The organism is Bartonella sp. AU15XJBT (assembly GCF_028618615.1).
Lineage (GTDB): Bacteria > Pseudomonadota > Alphaproteobacteria > Rhizobiales > Rhizobiaceae > Bartonella.
This window is the reverse complement of sequence record NZ_JAQITG010000020.1, coordinates 18,114-29,412: the sequence shown is the minus strand read 5'-3', so window position 1 is coordinate 29,412 and position 11,299 is coordinate 18,114. Positions and strand designations below refer to the sequence as shown.

At 39.7% G+C, this 11,299-nt stretch carries 13 protein-coding genes and 1 pseudogene; 4 read left to right on the top strand and 10 right to left on the bottom strand.

Going from position 1 to position 11,299, the window contains the following annotated elements; all coding sequences use genetic code 11:
- The 4 genes and pseudogenes from PVV57_RS07915 to PVV57_RS07900 form a co-directional block, all read left to right on the top strand.
- Positions 1 to 383: pseudogene (locus tag PVV57_RS07915) on the top strand (Ti-type conjugative transfer relaxase TraA); the annotation flags it as partial.
- Between the two features lie 68 nt (positions 384 to 451).
- Positions 452 to 640 carry an antitoxin VbhA family protein gene (locus PVV57_RS07910; protein ID WP_273783805.1) on the top strand — a complete coding sequence of 63 codons (189 nt, stop codon included), beginning with the start codon at positions 452 to 454 and terminating at the stop codon, positions 638 to 640.
- Positions 627 to 2,150 (top strand): type II toxin-antitoxin system protein adenylyltransferase VbhT, encoded by a 1,524-nt coding sequence (gene vbhT / locus PVV57_RS07905; RefSeq protein ID WP_273783804.1) that lies wholly within the window; start codon positions 627 to 629, stop codon positions 2,148 to 2,150. The genes PVV57_RS07910 and vbhT overlap by 14 nt, the downstream gene beginning before the upstream one ends.
- A gap of 78 nt (positions 2,151 to 2,228) precedes the next feature.
- The gene (locus PVV57_RS07900) at positions 2,229 to 2,447 is read left to right on the top strand and encodes a type II toxin-antitoxin system RelB/DinJ family antitoxin (RefSeq protein ID WP_273783802.1); all 219 of its coding nucleotides are present in this window, start codon (positions 2,229 to 2,231) and stop codon (positions 2,445 to 2,447) included.
- A 54-nt stretch (positions 2,448 to 2,501) separates the two neighbouring features.
- Here the strand turns inward: PVV57_RS07900 and virB11 are convergent, their stop codons facing one another.
- From virB11 to PVV57_RS07850, 10 genes are read right to left on the bottom strand one after another with little or no spacing between them, the layout of a single operon-like run.
- Entirely contained in the window at positions 2,502 to 3,554 is a 1,053-nt protein-coding gene (gene virB11, locus PVV57_RS07895) for a P-type DNA transfer ATPase VirB11 (RefSeq protein ID WP_273783800.1), read from the bottom strand.
- A gap of 17 nt (positions 3,555 to 3,571) precedes the next feature.
- Positions 3,572 to 4,687, bottom strand: a complete 1,116-nt coding sequence (virB10, locus tag PVV57_RS07890) for a type IV secretion system protein VirB10 (RefSeq protein WP_273783798.1) — start codon at positions 4,685 to 4,687, stop codon at positions 3,572 to 3,574.
- A gap of 27 nt (positions 4,688 to 4,714) precedes the next feature.
- Complete coding sequence (gene virB9 / locus PVV57_RS07885) at positions 4,715 to 5,569, bottom strand: P-type conjugative transfer protein VirB9 (RefSeq protein ID WP_273783797.1); 855 nt, start codon at positions 5,567 to 5,569, stop codon at positions 4,715 to 4,717.
- A gap of 2 nt (positions 5,570 to 5,571) precedes the next feature.
- Positions 5,572 to 6,243 carry a virB8 family protein gene (locus tag PVV57_RS07880; RefSeq protein ID WP_273783796.1) on the bottom strand — a complete coding sequence of 224 codons (672 nt, stop codon included), beginning with the start codon at positions 6,241 to 6,243 and terminating at the stop codon, positions 5,572 to 5,574.
- Positions 6,240 to 6,527, bottom strand: coding sequence for a type IV secretion protein VblB7 (locus PVV57_RS07875; RefSeq protein ID WP_273783795.1), 288 nt, complete (start codon positions 6,525 to 6,527; stop codon positions 6,240 to 6,242). The genes PVV57_RS07880 and PVV57_RS07875 overlap by 4 nt, the downstream gene beginning before the upstream one ends.
- A gap of 8 nt (positions 6,528 to 6,535) precedes the next feature.
- Positions 6,536 to 7,474 (bottom strand): type IV secretion system protein, encoded by a 939-nt coding sequence (locus PVV57_RS07870; RefSeq protein WP_273783794.1) that lies wholly within the window; start codon positions 7,472 to 7,474, stop codon positions 6,536 to 6,538.
- A gap of 31 nt (positions 7,475 to 7,505) precedes the next feature.
- Complete coding sequence (locus PVV57_RS07865) at positions 7,506 to 7,835, bottom strand: EexN family lipoprotein (RefSeq protein ID WP_273783793.1); 330 nt, start codon at positions 7,833 to 7,835, stop codon at positions 7,506 to 7,508.
- Positions 7,836 to 7,858: 23 nt separating this feature from the next.
- Positions 7,859 to 8,614, bottom strand: coding sequence for a type IV secretion system protein (locus tag PVV57_RS07860; protein ID WP_273783792.1), 756 nt, complete (start codon positions 8,612 to 8,614; stop codon positions 7,859 to 7,861).
- Complete coding sequence (locus PVV57_RS07855; protein WP_273783791.1) at positions 8,611 to 10,971, bottom strand: VirB4 family type IV secretion/conjugal transfer ATPase; 2,361 nt, start codon at positions 10,969 to 10,971, stop codon at positions 8,611 to 8,613. Before PVV57_RS07855 ends, PVV57_RS07860 begins: the two co-directional genes overlap by 4 nt.
- Positions 10,971 to 11,294 carry a type IV secretion system protein VirB3 gene (locus PVV57_RS07850; RefSeq protein WP_273724672.1) on the bottom strand — a complete coding sequence of 108 codons (324 nt, stop codon included), beginning with the start codon at positions 11,292 to 11,294 and terminating at the stop codon, positions 10,971 to 10,973. Before PVV57_RS07850 ends, PVV57_RS07855 begins: the two co-directional genes overlap by 1 nt.
- Positions 11,295 to 11,299: the final 5 nt, after the last annotated feature.

Here is an 11,299-nt window from a genome sequence, read left to right as displayed (position 1 = left end):
AATCCTTTTATAAGAATTCTTATGAGATACATATGGATAGTTTTACGCGGGAGCGTGAACAGTTAAAAGTAGAGGTTCCGTCACTTTCACAAGAAGCAGTGACTTTTATGAAAAATGTTAAAGCTGGTCGTGATAGTTATTCAAAGATACCAGAGCAGATCAATCAAGAGTTTTTAAAGCTACAAAGTGCTTTAGATAAGCGTTTTGGACAGGATGCCATTCATAAACAAGACTTTGACTTGTCAAAAGCAATACCCCAAAATCAGCCGCAAGATAAAAAGCTTGTGAACGAGCTTCAAACAGCAGTTAAATTCTTGCAACAGAGACAACAGGAGCAAATCAATGCGATAGCGCGTGCAATATCAAAAGATGTGATACGGTAAGGTAAGGAATGAAAACTTGCTTCTATAGCTTATTTAAGCTATAATAAATATCAACAAAGGAGAATTTTATGTTGAGTGAAGAGGAGATTAAACGACGTCGCTTTGATGCTAAAAATGCATTAGCAAGCCAACGTTTAGAGGGATTGGAACCAGATTCACAAGTTGTTGCTCAAGTAGAGCGTTATATTATAGGTGAACTTGAAATAAGTGATATTATCGAAGATTATATAGAGCGGGTAAACCGTGGAGAAGTATAAAGGAGGCGTTGATCCTTATACTGATGCTGAAACTGGTGTGATGTATAATCGGTTTGGTATTAAAGATAAAGCTACGCTAAAGTCTGTAGAGTCTACTCTCACTTATGCAAGATCTCTTGAACTTAAGCGTACTCCTATTAGGGGTAAGTTTGATCTCAATCATATGAAAGACATTCACAAGAAGCTATTTGGTGACGTCTATGAATGGGCAGGAGAGATCCGTTCAATAGATATTACCAAAGGGGGGTGTTTATTTGCTTATCATCATCAGATTGAAAGCTACGCACCGAAGATTACACAGCAGCTTGCAAAAGAACAATATCTGCGTGGTCTTGATGCGGATAAATTCAGCCAGAGAGCTGGATATTACATGGGTGAAATAAATGCGTTGCATCCGTTTCGAGAGGGAAATGGACGTACTCAGCGTGAATTTATTGGCCAACTTGCTCGTGAAGCTGGTTATAATATCAACTGGGACTGTATCACGCGAGAGGAAATGACAAAGGCATCAATTGAGGCACTTTATGGTACTTCTGAATTACTGTCTGAGCTTATTCGTAAGAACCTTACTGAATTTACAAAAAATAAAAATGTTGACGTTTTGCAAGGTCTAGGAGAAAAAGTCTCCTCTTACATTGAGACCAATAAAGAATTATCGCAAAAACAAAAGGAGAAAATTACGACCCTTTTGGAGAATACAAAGACAGCTTTCAGTAAACTTGAAAAACAAGAGCCCAAGGTTGAACAATCGCAAAGAGAGTTGAATGTTGCATCAAAAGCAACAGAACGAGAGCCATACCTTGCTGCTTATACGGATAACTCTAATCTAGAACAGAAGGTGCTAAGCGCTCTTAGAAATAAAAAATCTTATGTTGATATGTTTAAAAGATTAAACAGTCGTTTAGCATCTATTTATAAAGATCCGCAAGAGGCTGCGCTTAGGATTGAGCAAACAATTTTAGCAGGTAAAGGCGATAAACTTCCTGATATTCTAGCTAAGTCTCCAGAGAGAGCTGGTGAGCTGCGTGGATCAGATCGTTTAATCGATAAACTCAAATCTACAGGAAAAGAACGAAAAGAAGCGCTTTACAATGTTCCTATTGCTGTTTCTATTATGAGAGAGCTTCAATCCTTTTATAAGAATTCTTATGAGATACATATGGATAGTTTTACGCGGGAGCGTGAACAGTTAAAAGTAGAGGTTCCGTCACTTTCACAAGAAGCAGTGACTTTTATGAAAAATGTTAAAGCTGGTCGTGATAGTTATTCAAAGATACCAGAGCAGATCAATCAAGAGTTTTTAAAGCTACAAAGTGCTTTAGATAAGCGTTTTGGACAGGATGCCATTCATAAACAAGACTTTGACTTGTCAAAAGCAATACCCCAAAATCAGCCGCAAGATAAAAAGCTTGTGAACGAGCTTCAAACAGCAGTTAAATTCTTGCAACAGAGACAACAGGAGCAAATCAATGCGATAGCGCAAACAAAGTCAAAAGATGTTACGCGATAAAGAAATTTAGAACATTAAAAACTTGTTATTATAACTCATTTAAGCCATACATAAGAAGATAACTAAGGGAGATTTACTATGAGTGGAGCCGTAGATTCAAAAGATGTTGTTCGAGCAAATATAGATAAGAAGTTGAAAAAAGAAGCCGGTGAAATATTAGCAAGTTTAGGACTTACGGTGTCTGATTTCATACGAATTTCCTTAGCTAAAGTTGTTGATGAAAGAGGATTACCATTTGATATGTCTATTTCTAATGCGAAAACGCTTAAAACTTTTGAAAAGAATGCAAAAGGATAAGATGTATACTTTGCGAAAGATATGAATGAGTTATTTAAGTCATTTCGACAGTTTTTAAAAAGCATCACGGCGTTTGAAGGGGTCGTAATAGATTTCTGTTACACGAAATTTTCCTTCGAGGCGTTTACATTGGATGATGACATCTATCATCGAGATTAATAAGCCGCGGATATCATCGCGTGCTAAATTACCACCACCGTCACTTTCTTTGACTAAAAGGGTCATTTGTTCGAAGGCTGCAAGGGCTGTTGAGGCGTGGACGGTAGTAATGGAGCCTGGGTGACCAGAGTTGACATTACGGATATAGTAAAAGGCTGTACCATCACGCAGCTCTTGTAGGAGGATTCTGTCGGGGCGCATGCGTAAGCCTGATTCAAGCAGTTCTTTTGCACCTGCTTTTGCTAAGCCTTGGTTATCTTTTGAATAAAAGAGTTGGACTTTGTTGGCGTGCGGAACGACAAGTTCTGGTGTGTCTTCAATGGTGAGAATTCGTTCATAGCCAGGGATTTTTGCAATTAAAGCTTTGGAGAGGGTTGTTTTCCCTGAACCGGTTTTGCCCGATATTAAGATATTTTGTTGTGTAATAACGGATCTCTCTAAAAAGTTGCAAAAATCTTTGGCCAGAAATAAATCTGTTAGTTCTTTTTCTGTATCAGAGAGTTCGGATAATCGTTCAGTCATTTGTTGTGTGGGTGTAAAACTAGTGTTTTTGGCGACAGAAAACAGATTGTTTTCATGTAAACTTTCAAGAGAAAAAGTGCGTGATGAAGGTTTACGAATGGTCATGCTAATGGTATTGGCTGCAACAGCTGGAGGCATAACAATTTGTATGCGTTCGTTGTTTGGTAGTGTTGCGGAGAGAACGGGGGTTTCTACACTGATTTTCTGAGTTGTATAGGCAGCAACAACTTTAGCAATTCCTTCTAGTTCGCCGTAGGTTAGTTCTTTTAAGATGTGGGTTTGCCAACCATCTGGACCCTCAACGATTACTTCGCCGGGGCGATTGATGACAATTTCAAATAAATTCTCATTATTGAGGAAGTCATCTAAGATTTTTAATTTTGTTAAAACGATAGAGGCTCGTTCTGCATTTTTGGCTGATGGCATAATGTGACTTTATTGGCTTAATGAAAAAAGGAATAGCTGGGAGTAGAGTGATACCTTTTGCTTGTTACTACTAGTTTATAGACAGATGAAAAATCGAGATCTCTTGCTACAAAGATGTTGACGAGTTCGCCTTGAAATTTTTCTAGGGTAGGCGGGATGTTGATTTGATTTTCAAGGGCAACGGTGGCTGTATCTTTTCCGATATTGCTTGCTTCAGAGCTGTTGAAACCACCACCTGAGTTAGAATTGCCTTTCTTTTTATTGGTTAGGTTTGTTGTAACGCTATCAACAACGGTGAGTAATAATGCTGAACTGAAGCGTTCCCACCAATGGGTGTTGACGTTTCCGTCAAAACCAGCTCTACCTAAACTATCAGTTGCGGGAGATGCAAGATTGATGATGACACCGGTTGGTGTTTTTGCTCTTGTCCAGAGCACAAAGAGACGAGATTGACCCTTTTTAAGCCCTCCTCGGTATTCACCAACAACTTGTGTTCCCTTATCAAGTAAAACAACACGCCCATTGTCAGAGAGGATATCGCGGTTGATTATGCAGCTTGCAAAGCCTGGTTGGTCGCTGTTTAATGCGGTTTCTAATATACAGGGAATAGAAGTTCCCATGGCGATGATAAAGTTTCTATTTCCCATGAGCCCAGCTCTTGTACCTTCTATTTTTGTAGGCTTTAGAAGTGAGGAAAAATTTTGTGAATCATTATTGGGAGTTTCATTTATATTATTACTATAGTTATTTCTCGGCATTTGAGTTGAAGAAGGGGGGGTATTGCTCGTAAAAGCTAATACGGGAGAACGTTGTGCTGCATCAAGTAAAGGATCATGTTCAACTGTTTTTTCTGGTGGATCCGTTGGTGATGGTAGTGTAATTGGAGCAATTTTTGCTTGTGATTCAGCGGAAACTAATTCTAAGGGAGCAACTGAGTTATTAAAGTCTTGTTTTTTATGAATATTTGCCGTGTCTTTTGGTGTTGGTGCTGTTGAAAATATATTCCAAAGCACATATGCGCAAAATCCTACAAAAGCTATAATAATAATTATTTTTTTGGGATCCGATTTTGATGTATTGTTTCTGCCACCCTCGATTGATCCTCGATCTTCGATGATTGGTTTATCACTCATAAGTTGTACCCTTCAATTCCCGCTTATTTAAAGATCTGATGCAATTTTACGTTCAACAGATGGTGAGGTTGTTCCGGTATTTGGATTTGTGCCTTTTGGTTGATAGGCTTCGTTAAAGACGCATAGGACGTTTCTTCCCTTTCTTAGGGTGAAGCGCGCGCTAATGGCATGGACAATAACCATGTTGCCTCTTGTGGTTTTGGGAACCAGCGATTCTGTACCGTCATTGTTGACGATGTAAATGGCAGGGATTTCTTGGTTGTCTGGAAATGTAAATGTTGTGGTTTTGCCATTGTCGTAAACGGAGGAGGGTTCGAGCGTAATAGAGCCTTGAGCGGTGTAAGCCCAATTGCGTGGTCCGTAGGTTTCATATGCGTTGAAGACATTATCAATCCGTTGGGATTGTTTTTTTTCTTGTTGCATAAGGGCTGCGAGCCTTCTTTGTGCTTCTTCTTCTTGTGGGTAGCGAAATTTCACAAGGAAATATGTTTCTTGTCCAGAGGAAATTTCCCCATCTTTGATCATGAGTTCAAATTGATAGGAGCGCTTTGAGCCATCAAGCTTTGTGGTGACGACTTGGAGATTGGTAATGGGTTGGACTTCTCTTGCTTTGAGGAAAAGAATATTGCCAGCGGGGGCGACTTCCCATGCAACGCTGTTGCCAATGGCAACATGGGCAATTTCTTCATTGGGAGAAAATTCTATTTGTACCGATGAACGTATGGAACCAATAATTTTTGTGACATTATAGGCATCATAATTGATAAAGCGAATGCGGCTATCGCTTGGCGCACGGGTGGGAAAAACACTTGCGTAGCTTATATTCGTCAAAGAAAAGGCAACAGCAATCCTAAGAATGAGAAAAAGAATTTTTTTTGTCATGATCAGTTGACCACTTCCGGATCGGTTCTATATTCACTAACAATAAACCCTAGAGGATTTATCAAACGGTTTTGGACAGAGATAGGGGCATTGGTATATTCAAAGGTAAGTGTTGCAACCCAGTGAGTGATGAATTCTTTGTTGTTGTCGTTGTTACGCACAGTTCTGTAGTAACGCACTTGTGCAACTTTATCGTTGATAAAGGAAATTGATTTTATAGTGATTGTTGCAATGGAATTTTTGTAGATGATTTGTGGGCTCTGGGGATTTTTTGCTCCGTACCATCCAGCAAATCTTTCTCGTTCTTCAGGAGAGGAGAGGAGAGAGACAGTTTCGAAGTTATTTTGCGCTTCTTCTACGGCAAAACCTTCACGAAAGCGGACATATTTTGCGGCAAAATAGCGCGTGATTGCTTCGTCGACATTGGTGGGACCTTCTTTTAAGGCTTCTACAACTTCAGTGATTCCGGTTGAATTGTCCACACGGATGACAAAAGGTTCCACGGTTTTAAGGGGCGTGAGGGTGATGACCGCCAGAGAAGACATTATTGCAACAGCAACGGCTATGCCAGCAATGGCAAGCGAGATGCGGGTGGTGCGGCGTGAGGCGAGTATGCGATCTTGATCGAATGAGCGTGCTTCAGCAATGTATTGTTCTACGGCGTTTTCTTTCATGCTTTTTGCCCGCAATTTTTGTAAGACTTCATTTCTTCATTCGTTAGTTTTTTTGCCAGAAGCGTTTCAAGTTTGCTCTCTTTTACGGATGATTGTGTATTGCCACTTATGATAATAGATCTTGTGGTGGGCTTCTTCCCTTCCCAATTCCACATTGATCTGTTGAGTGGACGTTTAGAATATCCATCACACTTTGGGAGTGATTTCAGCGTGTTTGATGAAGACATACAGCCACTAAGAAAAAGAAATGGCAATATAATCCCAATTTTTTTTAAACCCCGCATTTGTGGTATTAACCTCCTCTAAATTTTGATGCCAAACCTCTTAGACCGCTAACACTAGAACGAGCGGCTGCAAGAGCACCACGCCCAGCTGCTCTACTAGAATGGTGAGCTAAGTGTGTTGAACCTGTAAGAGATGCTCCTCCAGAAGCTAAAGCAGAGGCAATTCCGGGTAAATGGATAAAAAGATAAATGCCACCAATTCCAATAATAAAAAATTGAATTACAGAAAACATGATATCTTTAATGTCACCTGAAAGGATATCTATCGCAAGACTTACATATACGTTACCAAGCAAAGTGACTAATATCTGCAAAATGATAAAGTTTGCGAGTTGTCCTAACCATGCTTCTGTAAAACGTCTTGTCGTTGAAAACATATAAAGGCTTATGAAAAGTGGTCCTACCGATAGAACAAGAAATGAACCAAGTTTAGCAAACATTGTAACGATAAAGCCAATAGTGCTAAAAAAAGCAGCAATCAATAAACAGAGTAAACCAGCAACCCAATTAACAATATACTTCCCCGTATCATACCATGCTGTATACTGATTTGCTGCATCAAAAACATGTGCAGAAGCATGTATCATCATATTGTCCCAGACATTTTTATCTGAATTTGCTCCTTGGGTGACATTTGCAATGGCATCAGGCAGATCAGTGAAAAATATGTCTTTGATCCAAGCATTATATTGAGAAGCGTTTGTCGTGAGTGTAACAACGATGGCAAGTTTAGCTGTTGTCGCTATAAAATCCCATAAAGGCATAGAAGAACGCCCATACATAGTGTTGTAACCTATAAATGCAATATAGATTATACAAGCCGCTTGAAGAGGAAAAGATAAAGAGCCAGAAAGATTGCTAATGGTTTTATCCATTAAGTTCCCAAGAGTATTCATTAAACGGTCATCTATATCACTGTACGTAGGAACGTAATCTATTAACGACATTGAATATCCTTTTTATTTTTTATAAAGACAGCTATTGAGCGTTTCTTTCAGCTTCTTCTTTCTCTTTTTGTATGGCTTTATCGCGCTCTTTTGCTTCTCGTTCCTCTCGTCTTTTATTTATTTTCTCTAGAGCTTTATTATAATTTTCTAAAGCTCTCTTAGAATGTTCTTCATCAAGTTCCTTAGCGGCTTGTCGCACATTTTGACAATTTTTCGAACTATCAGAAGCCCCACACTTCCATTGAAACTCTCTTATTAAGCTTTCATTTTTTTTAAATTCTTCTACGCTGTAAGTTTTTTCACAACCAGCCGTGATCAGCCCTGTGCAAAGTAGCAATGTTGTTATGATGATCTTGTTCATATTCAATTCCCTCTTTTTAATTTTTAATGACCACGGATTTTTCTTGCATAGTCTTGATATCTTTTACTAGATTCTTCTCTAGAACGAATAATTTCAGCTTCCTGTTGAGCTTGCTGAATCATAGAGGCGGCTTGTGTTTGTAAAGCCTCTGCTTGTAATATTGCTTGTATAGCTGCTAATTGTGTTTGAGCATCTTGAACTTCAGCAGCGGTTTTAGCATTTTTGAGTTTTTCAATAATCTTACTAATGGCTTCTTTCTTTTTATCGGCATCTTCGTAAACAGCTTGCCCTGTTGCTGCTTGTCCTGCATTGCGATTGTGCAATTTTTCCACTTCTTGCTTGTAAAAGGCATCAACGGCTTCTTTTGATCCACTACCACCCGATGGTTCTTTATATAAAAGTTTTTCTTTCCATTTTTCAGTGTTTCCGCTACCACCACCGGTGCCATCTATTGATTGTTCTAAATGATTAAAATCAGAGGGGAGAGCAGCATTATTCCCTTGTCCGTTGAGCAATTCTTGAAGAGCCGACAAATCAGGTTTTCCATTTAAGGAACTATATAATTGTTTTGCTTGATCGAGTTGATCTTTTAATTTTTCAAGCTGTTGTTTGCCTTGTTGAACTTGCTGTTCTGCTTTTGCAACTTGTTCTCTCAATTTTTTGGCTTGCTCTATATTTTCCAGCAGTATTTTATAATCAAAAGGACCTCCTCCAAATGCATTTGCTTGAGGTCCAAAAGAAATTGCGCAAAGAGCTGTTGCCAATAAAAGTTTTTTCATTGTTTTGACCTTTCTTGAAAAATAGGAAGCCATTTTTCTGGAGATTGTCCAACTTCATCCATAATGGTCTCTAGGAGTTCAATATTCTTGGTGGTGCCACTTAAAATGGCTATTTCATCATCAAAGCCGCGTAAATTCAGCTCTGCTACAACTGAACTTTGCCCTTGTTTGATGAGAAAACGCCGTGACTCACGGCTTAATTCTGATTGTATCAGGTTAAATTCTCTGTCCGATAATTTAAAACCTTCTACATAATCCCCATGATTGCCCTTTTGATTGGGAAAATAAATCTGTGTTGGACATTGCTCTATAATGGTGTGGGCAATGGTCGAATTAATCGCATCTTTGGGGGATTGCGTTGCAAACAACATCAAACCATTTTGTTTCCGAATGGTCTTCAGCCTGTCTTGCGCAAAGGCTTTAAAGGAATCGTCCTCTAAGGCTTTCCAAAACTCATCAATGACAATGATAATACGACGCCCATCAATCAGAGACAAAATTCTATGAAAAAGATACATCATTAATGGGGGACGAATTTCATTATTGTCTAAAAAATCCGTCATGTCATAACCAATAAATTTTGCATCAATGCCAATGTCGTCATCAGGATTGTCAAAAACCCACCCTAAGGCATTGCCTTTACACCATCTTTCTAAACGACCCGCTATCCCCTCCCTGTGTGTGGTGTCAAAAAACATTTGTAAGGCGGAGATCGTCCGTTGTTCTTTGGGCAACAAGGCAAGCTGCTCAACTGCCGCCGTGATGTCTTGTCTTTCTGATTCACTGATCTTTTGATCTTCAGAAGAAACAAGCTTTATAATCCATTGGCGTAAAAAAACTCTATCTGCTGGATTGTTATAGTCTAAGCCTTTCAAGGGGGCTATGCCTGTTGGTCTACCATTTTTCAAAGGCATATAAGTGCCGCCACCCGCTCTGACAAAAAGTTCTGCACCCCGATCTTTGTCAAAAAAGACCATATTGGGATCATGCTTTTGAAGTTGTGCTAAAAGAAAATTGACAATAACCGTTTTCCCAGAACCAGAGGGACCACAAACAAACGTATTGCCTAAATCACCAAAGTGAAAGTTAAAATAAAATGGTGAACCAGCAGAGGTTTTCATCAAGGCTACCGCTGGTCCCCACACATTGCCATCTATTTTCCCAACCGGAAAAGAATGAAATGGAGAAAGCGCTGCATAATTGCGGCTGGTTATCGCCCCAGAGCGGGTGCGATAAGCATAATTACCAGGCAATTGTGCCCACCAAGCCGCTGCTAACCCTAAATCTTCCCGCGCAATGACAGCCCCACCATTTGTAAGATGAGAACGCGCTTTGGCAAGATTATCCGCAAGCTCTTGTGGTGTATCAGCAAAAACTGCCAATGATAAATGATGCTCGCCTAAAACAAAACGATTGGATTCAAGATCATCAAGCGCATCATCAAGTTCCATAATTTGTGAGCCCGCACGGTCTCCTGCATTGACCATTTGGTTTTGTTTGCGCCCCATAATCTGCTTGGCAATGTTTTTGCTCTTGAAAACAAAAGATTGGGTGAAAATAAATTCAAAGGGAAGGGTGAGCAAACCATCTGCCATGCCTACCCTGGTTTTTGCTGGATATTCTTTCCAACCAAACATGCCCGCAAAACGCTGTCCCGCCTCGGTGCGTATTTCTATGATCTCTTTCCCAAAAATGAGACGGTCTGAATAAACAGTCGACGCTATCGTCCCCCATGTCAACGGTATGCGTTCACGACGACCTCCTACCAATTGGTGAATAAACTCACTTTGCTGCGAATAAATATTGCCTTCATGTTCATAAAGGCTCAGTCTTTTTGCACCATAGCGCTCTAAATTTTGAATAAGATCTGTTGTAATATCTTCAAGCTTGCGAACGGACTCTGCATCAACTTCTGTCTTTTCTTGCTTGGCTTTGCCTAAACGTTTGAAAAACTCCACTAATTTGTCCGTCTTATCAACGTGTGGATTCCACAAAATTGAAAGATAAAGCTCATTGCGATAAAGCTCCTGTGAAACCATCCGTTCACGATATTTATCATCTAATTGCTTGGCAAATGCCGATCTAAAAGTCCCATCCGGATAAACGGTTTCACGCTTTCTGATGATATGGCTATAAAGCGCTATCCGTTCATCCGCAATGTTTTTAAACAGATTGTTGAGCTGTTCGTGAAGAACATTCAGATCAATAATATCCGCTGTCTCAAAGTTAATGCCTTCAAGTTTAATAACGGACATGAGAGCGCGGGAATCTAGCGCAATGATGTGTTTATTAACATGACGCACATAAGGGATAATCGCCTCTGGCTGCTTTTCACGTTTGCATTGAGCAGCATTCATTATAATTCCTCATAATTACGAATTAATCGCAATGGAGAAATACTTCCCCCACCCCATAGACTCGAATTTCTGGCAAAGATAGATGTCTTTTGCCATGTCAGAAGAATACGAAATTTGTTATGGTCATGCTTTAGGATTTCCTTGAATATGAAATGCATTGCAATCCCAATAGTTACAAGAAAAATATTGCCTGCCATAATGAACAATATCATCGTTCCTATTGCATTTAATCCCATAGCTTCCACCGTCACGCCTGCAATCATTGCAGGGCGCGTGCAAGCAAGAAATAACGTATCTTCTGTTAGCTTGTCGTGCTCTTTCATGGCTT

Excerpts from the sequence above, each read along its gene's own strand:
- virB10 (WP_273783798.1), bottom strand. The coding sequence starts at position 4,687 with ATGAGTGATAAACCAATCATCGAAGATCGAGGATCAATCGAGGGTGGC.
- PVV57_RS07875 (WP_273783795.1), bottom strand. The coding sequence starts at position 6,527 with ATGCGGGGTTTAAAAAAAATTGGGATTATATTGCCATTTCTTTTTCTT.
- PVV57_RS07870 (WP_273783794.1), bottom strand. The coding sequence starts at position 7,474 with ATGTCGTTAATAGATTACGTTCCTACGTACAGTGATATAGATGACCGT.
- PVV57_RS07860 (WP_273783792.1), bottom strand. The coding sequence starts at position 8,614 with ATGAAAAAACTTTTATTGGCAACAGCTCTTTGCGCAATTTCTTTTGGA.
- PVV57_RS07900 (WP_273783802.1), top strand. The coding sequence starts at position 2,229 with ATGAGTGGAGCCGTAGATTCAAAAGATGTTGTTCGAGCAAATATAGAT.
- PVV57_RS07910 (WP_273783805.1), top strand. The coding sequence starts at position 452 with ATGTTGAGTGAAGAGGAGATTAAACGACGTCGCTTTGATGCTAAAAAT.
- PVV57_RS07855 (WP_273783791.1), bottom strand. The coding sequence starts at position 10,971 with ATGAATGCTGCTCAATGCAAACGTGAAAAGCAGCCAGAGGCGATTATC.
- PVV57_RS07880 (WP_273783796.1), bottom strand. The coding sequence starts at position 6,243 with ATGAAAGAAAACGCCGTAGAACAATACATTGCTGAAGCACGCTCATTC.
- PVV57_RS07850 (WP_273724672.1), bottom strand. The coding sequence starts at position 11,294 with ATGAAAGAGCACGACAAGCTAACAGAAGATACGTTATTTCTTGCTTGC.
- virB11 (WP_273783800.1), bottom strand. The coding sequence starts at position 3,554 with ATGCCATCAGCCAAAAATGCAGAACGAGCCTCTATCGTTTTAACAAAA.
- PVV57_RS07865 (WP_273783793.1), bottom strand. The coding sequence starts at position 7,835 with ATGAACAAGATCATCATAACAACATTGCTACTTTGCACAGGGCTGATC.
- virB9 (WP_273783797.1), bottom strand. The coding sequence starts at position 5,569 with ATGACAAAAAAAATTCTTTTTCTCATTCTTAGGATTGCTGTTGCCTTT.